The organism is Rhodococcoides trifolii (assembly GCF_014635345.1).
In the GTDB taxonomy this organism is placed as follows: Bacteria; Actinomycetota; Actinomycetes; order Mycobacteriales; family Mycobacteriaceae; genus Rhodococcoides; species Rhodococcoides trifolii.
The window spans coordinates 22,960-41,637 of sequence record NZ_BMCU01000001.1; the positions used below are offsets into that span (position 1 = coordinate 22,960).

An 18,678-nucleotide genomic window follows, 5' to 3' on the forward strand; every position below is an offset into this window, starting at 1 on the left:
GTTCGAACCGGCATCCGGTCTGCCCACTCACCCATGTCGACCGTCCTCCGGGCTGCCCGGGTGCAATGCGACCGGGGCGCACAAGAGGCTACCTGCGGGTAGCTTGCCCAAACCGCCTGTCGTAAATCGCTGGACAAACCACAAATATGGTACCGACACGCTGTAGTTCATTCGCCGGACAAGAGGGGAATCACCGGAGCGAATGCTTCCATCTGCGTCGGATAGACGCCCACGTACGACATCGAGGTCTTCAACCGGACATTTCGGATCTGCTCGGCGATCTCGTCGAACGTTCCGATCGCGGCGTACGGCGACTCCAGAATGTCGTCCACCGTCAGTTGAGCGTCGACCTCCATGTTCGGCAGCATGCCATTCGCAATGGCTGCGAGCGCCATTTCTGCCGTTTGCTCGCGGTCGTCGGAGACCACCACCATCGAGATGGTCCAGTTCAACTCGATCCGATCGAACCGGTCGCCGGCCGCGGCGCGAATCTGCTCGACGCGTTCGATGCTCTTCGCCATCGTGATCTCGGAGAGCTTGAGCTTGCCGTCCAGCGTGGTGCTCGGAACCAGCGACGCGATGTCCGCGTGCTTGGCCATCAGAGCCATCATCTTGGGTCCGCCGCCGCCGACGGCGATCGGCGGACGAGGGCCTTGCCGAGGCCGAGGGCTACCCTGCAAACCCTTGATCTCGTAGTGCTTGCCTGCGAAGTTGCACTCCTGGCCACGCATCAACGTGTCGAGGATCGTCAGCGATTCGTCCAACTTCTCGACGCGCACCGCCGGGCTCTCGTACGGGAGGCCGCTCTTGACGTACTCCTCTTTCATCCATCCGGCGCCGATACCGAACTCGAGGCGGCCCTTCGACAACTGATCGATGGTGGTCGCGTCCTTGGCCAGAACGGCCGGGTGCCGGAACCCGTTGGCCAGAACGGCGGCGCCGATGCGGATCTTCTCCGTCGACACCGCGAGCGCACCGAGTGCTGCGATCGGTCCGACCTGGTTGCCCAGATGGTCCGGAATCATGAAGCTGTCGTACCCCAGCGACTCCGCGGTCTGCGCGAGCTTGACGAACCGACGCGCGCCGCCCTCGGCGGGGTTGCCTTCGCCGCCGGCCGCGAAGCGGAACTTGCGGAGCGGCGGAGCAGACGAAGCTGCAGCTTCGGCAGAACTCATGTGTGTTCTCTCCTGGGGCCGGGGACGCGGAAGTGGCCCCCAACGGGCCAACGAGCCACTCTAGCGTCTCGATCCGGTAACGCCCGAATGCGCTGGCCTCCGCGCAGCCTGATTCCGGCCGGCCTCCGGCCTTCCCGCACTAGGAATGCGCCGGGACCGGGGCGTTCTCGATCAGGCCGGCAGCCCACTGCTCGGTCCACTGCGTTGCCGTGGTTCCGCTTCCGTCCACCACGTACGACGCGTACTGCGCGTGCACCGGATTGCCGGCCGCACCCACCAGCGCGGCCAAAGATGACGGAATGTTCCTCAGCGACAACGCATCCGATGGCGCGGCGCAGATGAGGTCACCCGGCGCACAGATGGTGTTGGTGCGATCGGCGAGCGACCCGAAGCCGCCCTGGCGCGGACCGCTCATCGTGATGCCGGGCAGGTCGAGTCCTCCGAGCGCCACCTCCGCGCCGGTTCCGTCGACAGCCGGTCCGACGTCGTTTCCACTCGTACCGTCACGGCGCCCGTCGGCGATCAAGGTGACGCCCAGAACTTGATCGGCCGGAACCGGCCCGTTGCCGGCGCCGATCGTCGCGGCAATGTCCCCAGCGATCACGGCGCCCTGTGAGAAGCCCGCCAGGACGTAGTTCGTGAGCGGACAGTCCCGGTACGTGCTCGCCAACGCGTCGGTGGCCTTCGCGGTGCCTTCGGTACGACTGGTGTTGTACGAGGCCTGACCGTCCGGCGGAATCGCGACCGGGTTCGAGAACTGGGCGACGTACGGAACGGTGTAGACGGTCGCGCGGCCCGCGGGGAACTGTCCCTGCAACGGCTTGCTGACGTTCAGCATCAGCGAGGCCGGATTGGCCGTCGGGTTGTACGGATCGTCGGTAGCGCTGGACTCCCACGTCCCGGGAATCGACAACACGAACACGTCGGGGCAGCTCGCGGGCTGCGACTGAGGCTTCTCGGGGCCGGGTGAGGGACCGGGCGCGGGTTCCTTCAGTCGTCCCGCCAGGAGGTACCAGAGCGCGACGATCACGATGATCACCACGACGACGGCAGCGATCAACCCCAGGAACACCTTCAGCGGCGACCTCTTACGACGCGTACCAGTGGCCATCGAAATCAGCTGCAGTACTTCGCCGACGCGGCATCGATGTACGTCTGAGCCGTCGCACCGGCCTGCTCCGCCGTGATCTCGGCCCCGGACGCGGCCGCTTCCGATCCGACGTTGGCGGTCACGAACGTGCTGATCTGATCGTTCGGAACGCCCTGTCGCTTGGCGGCGCAGATGTAGTTGGCGGTCGAGATCGCGATCTCACCGTTGCCCGCAACGGTGACACCCTTGGTCTTCAGTTCGTCGAGGAACGCCTGACCCCGCGCGTCGACGTTGGCCGGCTCGGTGGGCCCGGGGAACCCGCTCGGCACGGGCTCGGCCTGCTCCGGCGCGGTAGCTGCAGCGCCGGGACTTGTCGGTGCCGCCGAGGTGGACGAAGACGCCTGCGGTGTGGAGGACGGAGCCGTCGTCGTCGCCGCCGACGTGGTCGACGAGGTGAAACTCGGAGTGCTGCTCGCGGACGAGTCGTCGCTTCCGCACGCGGCGAGCGTGGCGCCCGCCAGCAGCACGAACGCGCCTGTACTCACCACGCGAACAAACCGGGAACTCACTACGTACACATCCTTCTGCCGGGAGGAACGACGGACACGGGAACGCTAACCGGGCGAGCTGAGAGAACTCTGAGGTCGCCTACGGAAAAATCTGCGCCTGACCGTTCTTCACGGTGATCCAGCCGAACTGGAAGTTCTGCTGCACACCACCGTCGATGGGGAACTGGTCGCTCGTGACGAACCCGAGCCGTCCGCCTTCGTACCCCACGCTCTTCCACGCATCGAAGATCGGACCGTTCTCTATCGCCCAGGCACCCGTGGCCGGGCTCCAGTAGATGTTGCCGCCCTCGAACTGGTTGAAGCGGCCGCCGTCCTTGACGCTGATCTCGCTGGTCTTCGGGAAGCCGAGCGCTCCGTTCTCGAAACCGAGTCCGGCGTACTTGTCCATGATCTTTCCCTGGACGGCGTGGGTGCCGTTCGCCTCGCTGTAGTACATGGCGCCGATCTCGAAGCCCTGCACCGCACCCGGCTTGCTCGGTGTCTGCACCTCGTCGGCTGCCGGGTATCCCAGAGGACCGCCCTCGTAGCCCTGCGCTGCCCATTCGCCGAGGATGGCGCCGCGCACCGCATGAGCCTTCGTCTGCGGAGTCCAATAGATCATGCCGTTCTGGAACGAGTTGAACCGTCCGCGACCGTCGGCGACACCGATCTCGCCACTCGTCGGGAGACCGAGAATGCCGTCCGCAGCCTTGTAACCCTGGTAAACGCCACCGATCGCGCCGGCCACCGGGAATGTCCCCAGGTTCGACGAGAAGATTCGCCCGAACCGGAAGTCCTGAGCGCTGCCGCCGGTGACGGCGTACGAATCCGTCAGGCAGTCGGCGAGCCAGTTGTTCCCGGAATGCACGTCGGCGAACCCGCCGGCGATGGTGCAGGCCGGCTTGTCGGCCGGAACGCCGAGCGCGGAGGCCATCTGCGGCCACGCCTGCTTGAGTTCGAACTGCCAGTACGGCCATGAGTGCGTGCCCGACGGGCGGTAGTTGATCGAGGCGGGGATGCCGAGCTTGTTCAGCTTGGTCGCGAAGGTCTGGGAGGTCAGTCGCGCCAGAATTTCGAGCCCCATGCCGGCGTAGTTGGTGCTGACCCCGGGGATGCCCGAAGGCTGGTCGTACGCCCCGGTCAATCCGCTGCCGCTCGAGACGTACAGGCTGGTGCCCTTGAGCTTCTCGGCGAGGACGTACGGGTCGTGTTGCGCCCATGCGTCCGACGTCGGTGCGCCCCACATCGCGGTGGCGTCGAAACCGCCCGCGTCTTGCATGGCGTAGGCGATGGCCTGCGGCATGCCGAGCGTGGTGGTGGCGAGAATGCCGGAGAACGAGCCCGCGAACTTGAAGAAGCCGGGGTTGCGCGCGGCCAGCGTCATGGCGGCGGTCCCGCCCATCGACAGGCCTGCGACCGCGCGCGTCTGGTTGGTGCGCCAGTCACGTTCGAGAATGGGCGGGAGTTCCTTGGTCAGGAACGTTTCCCACTGGTAGTTCTTGCCGTTGTCCTGATCGGCCCAGTCCGAGTAGAAGCTGGACTGTCCGCCGACGGGAAGGATGACGTTGACGTTCTTGTCGGCGAACCAGGATTCGGCGTCGGTCTCGGCGGTCCAGCCGCTCTCCTGATCGGTGGCGCGCAACCCGTCGAGCATCCACACCGACGGGAACACCGCCTGCGGGTCCTTGTTCCAATCACGCGCGAGAAGCATCTGCACCTGGATCGGAGTGGCCATCGACGGCGAGTCGACCCACAGCGCCACCCGACGATCCGACAACCAGTTGACCGAGGACACGACGGCACCGGACGGTGCCTGCGTGGGGGCCGGCGCCGCAGCTGCGGGAGCGGCGTGCACCGCCGGGGCCGCCGAGGCGACGGCTACGACCGTGCCACCGGCCAGCGGAAGCACCAGCCCGGCAGCGATGGCCGCGAGCACCCGTGTCCGCCCGCTCGAGATTCGGCGACTGTCGGCCTTACGCAGCTGCATCGTCTTCGCCACTCACTCTCTTCGTAAACCTCAACTCTGTTCTTGCTCAAACCACGGGTTCGCACAAGAGATCTCGATTAGTTGTACACGGTGACGAAGAAAGTCTGCGACAGCCACGCTGTTACTGGTGGTGCAATTGTTACTCGGGTCTCAGCGACGCTCAGGCGCCGAGAGCGTCGAGAATCTGACCGCGCGCGCTCCAGAGCTGCGCCTCCCAATTGGGCCAGTTGTGGATACCGGTGGCCGGGAACTCGTAGCGGGCCGGGATACCCAGGGCGGTCATGCGCACCTGGAAGGCACGGGTGTTGGCGAGCGCAATCGCTTCGAGGCCCATTCCGTTGGCCGTGTTGTAGACCCCGATCGGCGAGGTCGGTCGGTCCGTCGGTCCGGGCAACCCGCTGGACGCGGCGATGTAGAGCGAGAGTCCGCGCAGCATCGGAGCGAACACGAACGGGTCGTTGCGAAGCCACGCCGGGTTCCACGGGGGCCCCCACATGGAATCGACGTTGAACCGGCCGGCGTCGAGCATCGCGACCCGGATTGCTTCACGCATGCCGGGTGCAGAGATGTTCAAGTAACCCGAGAGCGAGCCGGCGAACTTGAACTGGTTGCGGTGGTAGGCAGCGAGAGTAAGGGCTGCGCTGCCACCCATCGACAATCCGAGGACGGCGTTGTTCGAGCTCGACACCCCAAATCCTTCGAGATAGTCCGGAAGCTCACGCGTCAGGAACGTCTCCCACTTGTAGGTGATCTTCTGACCGTTGAAGTTCGACGGCGCGTACCAGTCCGTGTAGAAGCTCGACTGGCCACCGACGGGCATCACGAGCGTGACGTCGTCGTTGGAGAACTGCTGCAACGCGTTGGTCTCGAAGGACCAGGCATTGCGATCGTCGCGGGCGCGCAGGCCGTCGAGAAGATAGAGCGCGGAGCTTCCTCCGCGAGCCGCCCACTGGACCTGAACCTTGATCGGTCCCATGGTCGACGGAACGGACAGCTCTTGGTAGCCGCCGGCGGGAGAACGGTGCGCGACCGGCGCAGCCGTCGCGATGGGAGAACCAGCAAGCCCCAGAGCGACCGGGACCACCATCATGGCGGCGAACATGCCCGCCAACCTGCGCTTGCGACCGAACTGCATGGGTGGAGCCCTCGTTTTCCGTGTGCACTGCCGCCGGCCACCAGCCGATCTCAGACAGGACCCTAGAACACGAAAAGGCCCCGAGACAAAACCTTGTGACAGGTTTCGAAACTCGGGGCCGATCGTGGAGATTGTTACTAGCCGATGTTGGCGTACAGATCGTTCTTCATGTTGTAGATCTGGTCCTGCCAGTAGCCCCACATGTGCGTTCCCTGCGCCGGGAAGTTGTAGGTGACGTTGTTGGCACCGATGGACGCCATGCGGACCTGGAACGCGCGACTGTTGGCCAGCGCCAATGCCTCGAGGCCCATACCGGTCGCGGTGTTGAAGTAGTCGATCGGAGTCTGCGGGGTGTTGTAGACACCCGGCAGGCCGCTTGCAGCCGAGACCCACACGCGAGTTCCGTTGTCACGCAGACGCGGCGCGAACACGAACGGGTCGTTGCGCAGCCACGCCGGGTTCCACGGGGGTCCCCACATGGAGTCGACGTTGTAGCCGCCCGAATCGAGCATTGCGACGCGGATCGCCTCGCGCATGCCGGGTGCGGAGATGTTCAGGTAGCCCGAGAGCGATCCCGCGTAGCTGAACTGGTTCGGGTGGTAGGCCGCGAGCGTGAGAGCCGCGCTGCCGCCCATCGAGATGCCGACGACACCGACGCGCGAACGACTGAATCCGAGATCTCCTGCTGCGAGACGATCCGGGAGGTTCTGCGTCAGGAAGGTTTCCCACTTGTAGGTGGTCTTCTGACCGTTGAAGTTCGAGGGTGCGTACCAGTCGGTGTAGAAGCTCGACTGTCCGCCGACCGGCATGACGACGTTGATGCCCTGGCTCGCGAGGAACGGTCCGACGTTGGTCTCGATCTCCCAGCCGTTCAGGTCCGTGCGCGCGCGGAGCCCGTCGAGCAGGTAGACGACCTTGTTTCGGTTGCCGTCGCTGGCGCGCCAGACGCGGCTCTTGATCGGCCCCATCGCCGAATCGGCCCAGACGTCCTGCGCGCCCGGATCGAACGCGGCGTTGGCCGTCGGGCCCACGGCCACAACTGCCAGACCCAGCGGGAGAGCGATGCTCAACCCCAGTGCCATCGCGGCTCTGCGCAGACGACCGATCCGCTTGCGCGGACGGACCTCGCTGACCCCGGTGTCGGTCAGACTGTGCTCTTCGTTCGCTGTGTCCCCGAGGACAGTCACGGACCCGTCACGCATACATTCGGCCTCTCAACTTCGTACGACCGTTCGGCCGTGCGCACTTCGACAATTCATTCCGCAGAACAACGCGGCGCTCACGGTTTCCCCCGAACAACCGGCAGCGAGTCGACGGTGACAACGCCACTCGTCGACCCACATCATTTCCACATATCCCCGCAGACTGTGCCAGCGTTACACAAACGAGACGGAAGAATCCAGACGGCATGGCCCATTCGGTGCAGTCCCGAGACCGAATCGCCACCTCGCCGCCCAGTAACTGTGTTGTGGATCACACCAGCGCCCTCAATCAATTCGTCGTACCGTTCGGCGGCGGTGTCAAATTACATTCCTGTAATTCGTACGCCGGAACTCGGTCGAAACGGAACGCCGCCAAATCGAACGCGTGCTTGAAATTCTGGACGAAACGCGCGCGCGTGAGATCCGAGCGGTAGGACGTCAACAGCTCCTGGATCTGCGGACACGTCAGCGCCGCCTTCGCGTCCGCGACCCATTCCTCGTCGAGGTACGCCGGCATGAAGGGGTGGATGTCGACCATCCCGGTGTCTGCGACCACCCAGTCGGGGTAGAGGCTCTTGTCGTGCCCGATCCGGCCGTCGTCGAGACGCACGGTGTGCGACGCCAACGGGTAGGCCAACCCCATCTGATCGAGCACGCGCACGTCGAGGCCGACGTTCATGCTCGTCATACCGAGGTTGAGGTAGTAGACGATGTGCTCGGCCCCGCCCGGAGGAATCGGCAGTGGCGGCGGCACGACGTCCCAGTACGTATAGGCCGCCGCAGGCAGCAACAGACCACCGTCCGGCGTGTCCTCGATCGTCTGGACCATCGCGCGCATACGGGGGTAGTCCAGGTAGTCGCTGGCCAGGATGGGATGTTCGTGGCCGGTGTTGAGCGCGTAGAAGGCGCGTTCGTCGACGATTCCGGAACGTCCGACGGTGGTGCCTTGCGGCATGCCCAGCGTGTTCGCGGCGAACGCCGCCCAGACCACGACACCGAGCCACAGCAGAAGTCCGACGACACCGGCTCTGGCAAGACGGATGGGCACCACGGATACCGGGAGCAGCAGCAGGAACAACGCGGGGAGAAGCGTCCGACCGTGCATGAAGTCGCCGCCGACTCGGACGGCGTAGACCAGCGATATCAGTCCGGAGACCAGCGCGAACGCGATCACCGCCGCGGGTGTCCGAATCCAGGCGAGGGTCGGTCGAGCGACACGCACTTTTCGGACCAGTAGTGCGGCCCCGACGATCAGGAGCACGAGCGGAACCCACAGCGCATACGGCCCGACGAGATTCCAGAGGTAGGTCAGACCCTGCGCCCACTTCGACCCGCCTGCGTCCTTGGACACGGCGGTGTTCGGGTACGGGAGCGCGTAGTAGCCCATGCGCCAGATCTGATAGCCGACCGGCACGATTCCTGCGGCCGCGACGATCGCCGCCTTCGCGCGCCATCCCGGTGTCGCCACGAAGATCATGAGCAGTGCGATACCGCCGACGATGACCAACTCGGGTCGCACCAGAGGCGACAGACCACCCCAGAAGGCAAGCCACAGTACCGATCTCGTCGACGGCGTGCGGTCGCGCTCGGACCAGCGCACCATCAGCAGCCAGGTGACCGCGAGCCAGAAGATGACGAGGCAGGTCTCGAGGCCGGACGTCGCGAAGTCACGCGCCGGCGGAACGGCGATGTAGACGAGGGCCCCAGCGGGAAGCAGCAGATGCCCCCGTCCTCGGTGGAGTGCGGAGGTGCCGATCATGGCGATCACGACGGCGGCCGTGGTGAGCACCAGCGCGATGGTCAGCACGACGTATTCGAGACGCACGCCGCTGAGCCACCCGAAGAACCAGACGACGTAGGTCCAGGCGGCGCTCGTGTTGGTCTCGACGCGTTCGCCGGCGTTGAAGACCGGCCCGTTGCCGGCCAGAAGATTGCGCACGGTTCGCAGAACGATGAGTCCGTCGTCCGCAACCCAGCGACGGTCCCACGCACCGACGAAGGTGAGGACGCCGGTCACGACGATGCCGAGGGCACCGACGAGCCGGATCACTCGCTCACGGGCAGAACGTGACGGGGGTGAGGCGGGGTGGGGCGTGTCCGTCAGCTCGTCATGCGAGGTAGACAGCGACACCAACCACTCCGATCCACACGATGGCGAGCAGTTGGAGTACCCGGTCGCCGAGGGCGATCTCTTCCGGTTCTCCAGCGACGCCGCCGTCGACATCCACTGCGTACCGCAGAATAGCGATAGTAAACGGAACCATCGAGATGGCGTACGCGCTGTTCCCGCTGATGCGGTCCTGCTCGAACGCCCACAGCCCGTAACAGATCACCAGCGACGTGGCCGCGAGAGTCCAGACGAAGCGCAGGTAGCTGGTGGTGTAGTTCTCCAGCGACTTGCGGATCTTGGCGCCGGTGCGCTCGGCCAACTGCAGTTCCGCGTACCGCTTGCCGGCGGCCATGAACAGGGACCCGAAGGTCATGATGAGCAGGAACCACTGCGAGAGCGGGATGTCCGCCGCCACACCACCGGCGATGGCACGCAGGAGGAACCCCGAGCTGACGATGCAGATGTCGAGCACGGCCTGGTGCTTGAGCCCGAAGCAGTACGCGAGCTGCACACCGATGTAGACGCCCATGACCACGGCGAGGTTCCAGTTCGCGAGGAACGACAGTGCGATCGACCCGACGAGAAGAACGACGGCCATCGCGAACGCCAGCTTGACCGGGAGCACCCCGGCCGCGATCGGCCGGAAGCGTTTGGTCGGGTGCGCGCGGTCGGCTTCGACGTCCATGGCGTCGTTGACGAGGTAGATGCCCGATGCGGCCATACAGAAGACGACGAACGCCAGCGCGACGGGCAGCAGCACGTCTGCCTCGGTGACCTGGCCGGCAGCCAGCGGCGCAACCAGGACCAGCACGTTCTTGACCCACTGGCGGGGCCGGACCGCCTTGACGATGCCGGTGGCCAGGTTCTTCGGGGGCGCACCTTCGACGGCGGGTTCCTCGCTCATGCTGCTCCGTACCTCTTTGATAGTTCCAGTACTGCGGCGGCCGACGCGGCGCCGAGCGCGGATCCGACGAGGACGTCAGACGGATAGTGCACTCCGAGTACGAGACGCGAGAGCATCATCGGCGCGGCGATGGCCACGGTAACGGGCTTTCCGGTGGCTCGTGCGATCAGGACGGCCGCGGCGGTCGTGGACGTGGCGTGCGACGACGGGAAGCTGAACTGACTCGGCGTGCTCACCCCGACCTTCACGGACGGGTCGCTCGGACGGCGCCGGCGCGAGATGCGCTTGACGACGATGGACGCCGCGTGCGCCCCCACGGCCCCGATCCCGACGGCAGCCCAGTCGCGGCGACGAGGTGCGTCGACGGCTGCTCCCACGGCCGAGATCGCCATCCACCCGAGGGCGTGCTCGCCGAAGTGCGACATGCCGCGGGCGAGGGGGGTTGCCCCCGGTAGCGCTCCGACGCTCTTCTGAATCGCCGCGAGCGCCTGGATCTCGAGGCCGGCGGCGGGTTGCTGCCCTTTACGCCTGGTAATCAAAGACACTTTCCCACCGCTTCTGACTCGTGAGTTCGGGGACGGCGAGGCGGTACTGCTCCGCCAGTTCGGGGAATCTGTCGTCGAGCTCCTTGCGAAGCCGAATCGCTTCCGACAGAAGGGCTTTCGCCAGCTTCGGGTCCCTCTTGCGGTAGACGACGCCGCGGCCGTCTGCGGTGGTGACCGTGACGCCGTCGACCTGAGAGAGCAGATACCAGCGTGCGTCGATGGTCGGGACGTTCAGCTGCGGACGCTCGTGATGCTGCGGCTGAGCGGCTTTCGTGTTGTGCAGCAGTCCCTTCGCCAATCGCCTCACCTTCGCTGCGGCGCCGGCGGGCTCACCCACGGCCGGCACACCCGCACCGCTCGGCGGCGGCAGCGCGGTGGACGACCCCACCACGACGGCGTCCGAGAACCGCTTGCGGGTGGTGTGGACGTCACCGAGGGCCGTGGGCAGGATCGAGAAGATGTGCTCCGGGCCCGCAAGGAAATCCCGGATAGCCATGTTCTGAATCGCGACGGTCGAGTACTCGAGGCACAGCAGGTGCTTGATCGTCGCCTTGACCGTGTTGACGACGAGCCCGCGTGCCGGGCCGGGCATGTGCAGAGCCGCGACGACGAGCCGGTTGCGCAGGTGGAAGTACGCCTGCCAGTCGATGGCGTCGTCCTTGTCGCTCCACGCCATGTGCCAGATGGCCGCGCCCGGAAGCGTGACCGTCGGATACCCGGCTTCGCGCGCGCGCAAGCCGTATTCGGCATCGTCCCACTTGATGAACAGTGGAAGCGGCTGACCGATCTCCTCGGCGACGACGCGCGGGATCATGCACATCCACCAGCCGTTGTAGTCGACGTCGATCCGGCGGTGCAGCAACTTCGCTTCTCGCAGAGGCTCTTCCGCGAAGTCGTGGTCGTACTCGACGTTCTGGGCGCCGCCCCACATGAAGATTCCCATGTCGATCTTCTCGCCCATGACGTGAAGATGACTGCGCGCCTGCAGGTTCAGCATCTGACCGCCGACGATGGTCGGGACCTTCGCGAAGCGCGACATCGCGAGTGCACGCAGAATCGAATCGGGTTCGATCTCGATGTCGTCGTCCATGAACAGGATCTGTTCGCAACCGGTGTTGTTCAGTGCCTCGTACATGATGCGGCTGTACCCGCCGCTGCCACCGAGGTTCGCCTGGTCGTGGACGACGAGTCGATCGCCGAGAGCTGCTGCCGCAGAATCGAACCCGGGCTCGTCCCGCACCTTCTTCGTGCCCTGATCGGGAACGATGATGTTCTTGACCACACCGAGCACCAGCGGGTCCGACGCGATGGCCTCGAGGGCCTTGACACAGTCACCCGGCCGGTTGAACGTCGGGATGCCCAGTGCCACATCGGCTCGGCCGGGAGCGTCGGTGGGAGCGAACCATCCCGCACCTTCGACGACGACGTCGGTGTCCGAGGTGACGTCGAACCAGATCCACCCACCGTCCTCGAACGGACCGAGGTCGATCTCGAGTTCGAGCGCTTCGTCGCTCGCCTCACGCCCTTCGACGTGGATACGCGACGCATCCGCCTTGGAACGGTAGACGTCGATGCGGCAACGGCCGGTCACCTCGACGCGCAGGATGACCGAGTTCAGGGTGCTGTAGCGGCGCCAGTAGCTTGCGGGGAAGGCGTTGAAGTACGTGCAGAACGACACTTCGGACTCGGCGCCGATGGCCACCGACGTCCTCGACGTCGAGTGCGCGCGTCGTGCGTTGGTGGTCGCTTCCTCGAGATACAGGGTCCGCACGTCGAGGGGTTCGCCGGCGCGCGGGAGCAGAATGCGCTGCAGAAGCGCCTTTCCGAGATATGGCGACCGGCCTCCGGCCTGCCCGCGCAGCGTATGGCGTGCGTTCACAGGTCGGACCCGGCCGACAACGAAGCGCCCGTGTCGAGATGGGGACGAAGAACGTTGTCGAACGTCGTCAGTGCGCTTGCGATGGCCATGTGCATGTCCAGGTACTGGTACGTACCCAGCCGGCCACCGAACAGCACCTTGTTCTCGGCCGTCTCCTTCTTCGCGCGCTCGCGGTACGCGCTCAGCTTGGCGCGGTCGTCCGGCGTGTTGATCGGGTAGTACGGCTCGTCGCCCGACTCGGCCGCCCGTGAGAACTCCCGCATGATCACGGTCTTGTCGGCCGGATACTCGCGCTCGGGGTGGAAGTGCCGGAACTCGTGAATGCGGGTGAAGGCGACGTCACCGTCGTTGTAGTTCATCACCGGGGTGCCCTGGAAGTCACCCGTCGGCAGCACTTCGGTCTCGAAATCGAGTGTGCGCCAGCCCAGTTCACCTTCGGAGTAGTCGAAGTAGCGGTCGAGCGGACCGGTGTAGATCACCGGGGCGTCCGGATTGGCCGCCACGATCTCGTCCCGCACGTCGAACCAGTCGGTGTTCAGGCGCACCTCGATCTTCTCGTGGCGCGCCATGTTCTCGAGCCACGCGGTGTATCCGTCGACCGGAAGTCCCTCGTAGTCGTCGTTGAAGTAGCGGTTGTCGAAGTTGTAGCGCACCGGAAGCCGGGTGATGTTGCCCGCCGGGAGCTCCTTGGGATCGGTCTGCCACTGCTTGGCGGTGTAGTCACGGACGAACGCCTCGTAGAGCGGGCGCCCGATCAGGGAGATGGCCTTCTCCTCGAGGTTGGTCGCATCCTTCGAGTCGAATTCGCTGGACTGCTCCGCGATGAGTGCGCGCGCATCTTCCGGCGAGTAGTACTTGCCGAAGAATTGGGAGATCAGGCCCAGTCCCATGGGGAACTGGTAGGACTGGCCGCCGTGCAGCGCGTAGACGCGGTGCTGATAGTCGGTGAAGGTGGTGAAGCGGTTGACGTACTCCCACACCTTCTTGTTGGACGTGTGGAAAAGGTGCGCACCGTACTTGTGCACCTCGATTCCCGTCTCGGGCTCCGCTTCGGAGTACGCGTTGCCGCCGAGGTGATGGCGGCGGTCCAGTACGAGAACGCGGAGGCCCAGTTCGGAGGCGGTGCGTTCGGCGATCGTCAGTCCGTAGAAACCGGACCCGACGACGATCACGTCGTACCTACCTGGCTCGAGATCAGTCACGGGCAATCAGGGTATCCGACATCGACGGACGTATCTGTCAGCTGCCTCTTCACCCGGCCGTTCGAACACACCGTCGAACCCTCTACTAATGGTTGAGAGTTGGTGCTTGTGTGACTAATGTGGCGTTCACTGCGTATCACCAACCACTTCAGTCACATCCGTAACTGGGTTCACGACTGCGCAGATGCCGACCAGGGGAGTAAACGCCAGTGCACCGTCGACCGAAACCATCATTGATCTTGGGCGTCGTCGCCGCACTCGCGGTGACCGGCCCGATCGTGGTGTACACCGTGTCCGGCACCAGCTCGGACGTGAAGAAGACCAACGAGAGCACCACCGCGATCCCCACCACCATCGCGAAGATCGCGCTCGCATCGGCGCCGGACATCACCATCTCGCTCAAGGACCTCACCGGGCTGAACCTGCCCGACCTGAACATCGGGAACCTCCGAGACCTGAAGTTGCCGGACACGATCACGATTCCCGCCATCCCCGGCCTGACGCCGCCGAGCACGCCCTCGGCGCAGGCACCAGTTCCGTCGGCTCCGCTCGACAGCATCACCGTTCCGGCCGGTGCGGTCGTGAAGGAGGTGTCGCAGGACACTCCGTTCAGCATGGTCGCGCTGACCACGGACAAGATCGACGACGCCGTTGCGCAGGTGCGGGCCCAGTTGTCGGACGGTTCCTGGGGACCCTGGAACGCGACGACGGCAATCGACACCGGATCCGCCGACGCCTCCGATTCCGACACCCCGGCAACGATCGGTACCGAGCCCATCTTCGTCGGCGCCACGAAGGCGGTGCAGTTCCTGCTGACGCCGAAGACGGCCCCCGTCGATCCCGCCGCAGCGCCGGTGGTTCCTCCCGTGCCCGCAGCGCCTGCCGCCCCCGCGGAATCCACCGTTCCTCCGGTTCCGGCCGAGGCACCGACGGCACAGCCTCTCGGGTACGTCCCGGCGTCCAGTTCGTCACCGCTGCGCACTCAGGACGAGCCGTTGATCGACACCCTCGCTCAGGTCGCCGCCGCAGCCACCGCCGTGCTGATCACGCCGGGTACCTCCGAGACCGACGGCGCACTCGCCGAATCCGCACCGCCCGTCGCAGGCACCGGCCCTGCCGTCATCACCCGCGCTCAGTGGGGCGCCGACGAATCCAAGCGATGCAGCACACCCACCGTCGACGATTTCCTCGGTGGCGCGACGATCCACCACACCGCCGGCAGCAACGACTACTCCAAGGACGAGTCCGCGGGCATCGTGCGTGCGATCTACGCATACCACTCCCAGACCCTGGGTTGGTGCGACATCGGCTACAACGTTCTCGTCGACAAGTACGGCCAGATCTTCGAAGGTCGCGCCGGTGGCCTTGACAAGAACGTCGAAGGTGCGCACGCAGGCGGCTTCAACGAGAACACCATGGGCCTGGCGCTGATGGGTGACTACCAGACCGAGAAGCCCAGCCAGGCGATGCTCGACGCGGCCGGCAAGTTCCTCGGGTGGCGCCTCGGCCTCGCAGGTCTCGATCCCAAGGGCCAGACGACCATGACGTCCGAGGGAACGCGCTACACCCCGATCCCCAAGGGCCAGAGCGTCGACCTGCCGATCATCTTCGCGCACCGCGACGTCGGCAGTACCGAATGCCCTGGCGACGCCGCGTACAGCGACCTGCCTCAGCTACGTGACATCGCGGAAGCGAACCTGAACGGGGCGTCCACTCCGGCCGAGCCCGCGCCGGCGGCACCCGCCGAGCCTGCTGCCCCGGCTGCACCCGTCGATCCGGCGGCACCCGTCGACCCGGCGGCACCCGTGGCGCCGTCCGCACCCGTCGATCCGGTAGGACCGCCGGCCGAGACGCTGGCGTCCGGTGCTGCCCCCGGAGCCGGTGTTCCCGCCCTGATCGACGAATTGGTCCGCCTGACCGACCCGAACCCCGTGGCGGCGAAGTGGTCGTCCATGGGCGGCGAGCAGGGTGCGCTCGGACCGGCGGTGACCGGTGTGTTGCCGGCAGCCGAAGGTGCGCAACGCGCGGACTTCCTCAACGGCACCATCGTCGCCAACCCGACCGGCCAGGCGTTCTCCGTCATCGGCGAGATCTTCAAGCAGTTCATCGCCATGGGCGGCGACGGCGGCTCGATGGGCCTTCCGACGAGCGACGAGTTCAAGATCCCCGGCGGATGGCAGTCGAACTTCGAGAAGGGATCGCTGATCTTCAACGAGGTGACCGGCATCGTCACGACCGTGTTGAAGGCCTACAACGACACCTACAACGAGCAGATGAATGCGGCGCCCGTCGGTTGATCGGCCTTCCGCTGAACGAGTGCGTCAGCGGGATGCGTTGAACCAGCGTTCGAGCACCTTAGCCACGCCGTCCTCCGCATTGCTGGCGGTCACCTCGTCCGCAACGGCGATGGCGTCGGGGTGCGCATTGGCCATCGCGACGCCACGGCCCACGTAGGCGAGCATCGGTACGTCGTTCGGCATGTCCCCGAACGCCACGATGTCCGCGGCGTCGACGCCCAGCCGATCGGCCACGATCTTCAGCCCCGACGCCTTGGTGACACCCGGCGCCGACAGTTCGATCAGACCGTTGTCGGTGGAGAAGGTGATGTCGGCGTTTCCGTGAACGTGCGGAGCGAGTTTGTCGGCCATGTCTCCGCTCGACATCTGCGGGCAGCGAATCAACAACTTCACGGCAGGAGCGGCGAGCACCTCGAGCGCGGACATCTCGGTGTTGTCGGGGTTGAGCCATGCGTGTTGATACCCGGGCGAGCTGACGAACTGAGGAGTGGCGGCGTCGTGCGCGCTCTCCCCCACTCGCTCGGCGGCCAGGCCGCACCCCTGTAGAACTGATTCGGCCACCTCGGCGAGTTCGCCGAGCACGTCGATCCCAAGGGTGATCGCGCTCAGAATGCGGTCGGTGGACGCGTCGTAGATCACGGCGCCGTTGGCGCACACGGACATCGGTGCGTAGCCGAGCTGCTCGACGACCGGGGAGATCCACCGCGGCGGACGCCCCGTGGCCAACACGAAGGTCGCACCGCCGTCGATGACGGCGTGCACTGCGGCCTTTGTCCGGTCGCTCAGGCGCTCGTGGTGGTTCAGCAACGTCCCGTCGACGTCGCTGGCGACGAGGCGGGGAGCTGGGTGCGTTGGGTGGGACATCGCTGTCATTCTGCCCTGCCGCCCCTAGGGTGGCCTCTTGTGGCTCATCTCGAACTGACCGACATCGACTACTTCCTCCCGGACGGGCGGCAATTGTTGAACGGAGTCGGTTTCCGCGTCGGCGACGGTGCCAAGACCGCGTTGATCGGTCCGAACGGAACGGGCAAGACCACTCTCACTCGCATCGTCGCGGGCGACATCACCCCGGACGACGGTTCCGTCACTCGATCCGGGTCCATGGGCATCATGCGTCAGTTCGTCGGGCAGGTGCGCGACGACTGGACAGTCCGGGACCTCCTGCTGTCGGTGGCCGCGCCGGACGTCGCAGATGCGGCGCGGACGCTCGACGCCACGGAGAACGAGCTGATCGAGAAGGACGACGAGAAGACGCAGCTGAAATATGCTCAGGCGCTGGCGGATTGGGGAGACGCGGGCGGGTACGACATGGAACCGTTCTGGGACAAGGTCACCATGGCGGCGCTCGGAATGCCGTTCGATCGCGCTCGGTGGCGACAGGCGTCGACACTGAGCGGCGGTGAACAGAAACGTCTCGTCCTCGAAACGTTGTTCCGGGGATCGGATCAGCTGCTCCTCCTCGACGAGCCCGACAACTATCTCGACGTTCCGGGAAAACGATGGCTGGAGAAGACCATTCGTGAGTCGGACAAGTCGGTGCTCTTCATCAGCCACGACCGCGAGTTGCTGGCGAACGCAGCCGAGCGCATCGTGACCCTCGAACCAGGGATCAGCGGTGCCACGGCGTGGGTGCACGGCGCCGGCTTCGCGACCTACCGCGACGCCCGTGCCGATCGAAACGCCCGCCTCGACGAACTGCGCCGACGCTGGGACGAGGAGCGAATCAAGCTGCGGGCACTCGTTCTGAGGCTGCGCGAGAAAGCGAAGTTCAACGACGGAATTGCGTCGCGATATCAAGCGGCACAGACCAGGCTCGCGAAGTTCGAAGAGGCCGGACCACCCGAGGCGGTTCCCGTTCGGCAGAAGGTGACGGTTCGACTCGGCGGTGGTCGGACGGCGAAACGCGCACTGGTATGCAACTCGCTCGAACTGACCGGGTTGATGAAGCCGTTCGACACCGAATTCTTCTACGGCGACCGAGTGGCCGTGCTGGGCTCCAACGGTTCCGGCAAGTCGCACTTCCTTCGCTTGCTCGCTCGCGGCGGGACGGATCCGGAGAACGAGCACAAGCCGGTGCAGGAACTGGTCATCGATCCGGTGCCGCATACCGGCAGTGCCGTGCTGGGCGCGCGCGTACGTCCCGGCTTCTTCGCCCAGACGCACACCCGCCCGGACTTGACCGGAAACACCCTCCTCGACATTTTGCACATGGGAAACGAACACCGAAACGGGATGGGCCGTGAGGGTGCGTCGCGCGCTCTCGATCGCTACGGGCTCTCGCGCGCAGCCGAACAGAAGTACGACGACCTGTCCGGTGGGCAACAGGCACGGCTACAGATCCTGCTGCTCGAACTATCAGGCGCAACAATGCTTCTGCTCGACGAACCGACGGACAACCTGGATCTCGAATCGGCGGACTCGCTCGAGGAAGCGATTGCCGAATTCGACGGAACGGTTGTTTCCGTGACTCACGATCGGTGGTTCGCGCGCAGCTTCGATCGGTTCGTCGTCTTCGGATCGGACGGGCGGGTGTACGAGTCGAGCGAGCCGGTCTGGGAAGAGAAGCGGGTCGATCGGGCGCGGTAATTCGGCTCGTTGTCCGGG

14 protein-coding genes are annotated in these 18,678 nt (G+C 65.5%); 2 read left to right on the forward strand and 12 right to left on the reverse strand.

The features are described from left to right. Window positions 1-167: 167 nt before the first annotated feature. The 11 genes from IEW02_RS00075 to glf form a co-directional block, all read right to left on the reverse strand. On the reverse strand, window positions 168-1,175 hold the full coding sequence (locus IEW02_RS00075; RefSeq protein ID WP_188542694.1) for an LLM class F420-dependent oxidoreductase: 1,008 nt from the start codon (window positions 1,173-1,175) through the stop codon (window positions 168-170). A 139-nt stretch (window positions 1,176-1,314) separates the two neighbouring features. Then, on the reverse strand, window positions 1,315-2,286 hold the full coding sequence (locus IEW02_RS00080) for a cutinase family protein (protein WP_188542695.1): 972 nt from the start codon (window positions 2,284-2,286) through the stop codon (window positions 1,315-1,317). 5 nt (window positions 2,287-2,291) lie between these two features. Beyond that, window positions 2,292-2,834 (reverse strand): DUF732 domain-containing protein, encoded by a 543-nt coding sequence (locus IEW02_RS00085; RefSeq protein ID WP_229745698.1) that lies wholly within the window; start codon window positions 2,832-2,834, stop codon window positions 2,292-2,294. A 79-nt stretch (window positions 2,835-2,913) separates the two neighbouring features. Next, complete coding sequence (locus IEW02_RS00090) at window positions 2,914-4,800, reverse strand: alpha/beta hydrolase-fold protein (RefSeq protein WP_188543901.1); 1,887 nt, start codon at window positions 4,798-4,800, stop codon at window positions 2,914-2,916. A 160-nt stretch (window positions 4,801-4,960) separates the two neighbouring features. Continuing rightward, complete coding sequence (locus IEW02_RS00095; protein WP_188542696.1) at window positions 4,961-5,935, reverse strand: alpha/beta hydrolase; 975 nt, start codon at window positions 5,933-5,935, stop codon at window positions 4,961-4,963. Window positions 5,936-6,072: 137 nt separating this feature from the next. Then, window positions 6,073-7,017 (reverse strand): alpha/beta hydrolase, encoded by a 945-nt coding sequence (locus tag IEW02_RS00100; RefSeq protein WP_188543902.1) that lies wholly within the window; start codon window positions 7,015-7,017, stop codon window positions 6,073-6,075. Between the two features lie 409 nt (window positions 7,018-7,426). Next, the gene (locus tag IEW02_RS00105) at window positions 7,427-9,268 is read right to left on the reverse strand and encodes an arabinofuranosyltransferase AftB family protein (RefSeq protein WP_371829894.1); all 1,842 of its coding nucleotides are present in this window, start codon (window positions 9,266-9,268) and stop codon (window positions 7,427-7,429) included. After that, window positions 9,246-10,151: a decaprenyl-phosphate phosphoribosyltransferase gene (locus IEW02_RS00110; protein ID WP_188542697.1), complete on the reverse strand. Its 906-nt coding sequence runs from the start codon at window positions 10,149-10,151 to the stop codon at window positions 9,246-9,248. Before IEW02_RS00110 ends, IEW02_RS00105 begins: the two co-directional genes overlap by 23 nt. Further along, window positions 10,148-10,645: a phosphatase PAP2 family protein gene (locus tag IEW02_RS00115; protein WP_229745817.1), complete on the reverse strand. Its 498-nt coding sequence runs from the start codon at window positions 10,643-10,645 to the stop codon at window positions 10,148-10,150. Before IEW02_RS00115 ends, IEW02_RS00110 begins: the two co-directional genes overlap by 4 nt. A 28-nt stretch (window positions 10,646-10,673) precedes the next feature. Continuing rightward, window positions 10,674-12,575, reverse strand: coding sequence for a glycosyltransferase (locus IEW02_RS00120; protein WP_188542698.1), 1,902 nt, complete (start codon window positions 12,573-12,575; stop codon window positions 10,674-10,676). Then, window positions 12,572-13,777 (reverse strand): UDP-galactopyranose mutase, encoded by a 1,206-nt coding sequence (glf, locus tag IEW02_RS00125; RefSeq protein ID WP_229745699.1) that lies wholly within the window; start codon window positions 13,775-13,777, stop codon window positions 12,572-12,574. Before glf ends, IEW02_RS00120 begins: the two co-directional genes overlap by 4 nt. 239 nt (window positions 13,778-14,016) lie before the next feature. Between glf and IEW02_RS00130 the strand changes: the two genes are divergently transcribed. After that, entirely contained in the window at window positions 14,017-16,074 is a 2,058-nt protein-coding gene (locus IEW02_RS00130; RefSeq protein ID WP_229745700.1) for an N-acetylmuramoyl-L-alanine amidase, read from the forward strand. Between the two features lie 24 nt (window positions 16,075-16,098). Here the strand turns inward: IEW02_RS00130 and IEW02_RS00135 are convergent, their stop codons facing one another. Further along, a complete protein-coding gene (locus IEW02_RS00135) occupies window positions 16,099-16,947 on the reverse strand; it encodes an HAD family hydrolase (RefSeq protein ID WP_188542701.1) in 849 nt (282 codons plus the stop codon). Between the two features lie 30 nt (window positions 16,948-16,977). On the opposite strand from IEW02_RS00135, the gene IEW02_RS00140 reads away from it, so the two are divergent. Then, window positions 16,978-18,660: an ABC-F family ATP-binding cassette domain-containing protein gene (locus IEW02_RS00140; RefSeq protein ID WP_188542702.1), complete on the forward strand. Its 1,683-nt coding sequence runs from the start codon at window positions 16,978-16,980 to the stop codon at window positions 18,658-18,660. Window positions 18,661-18,678 lie beyond the last annotated feature (18 nt).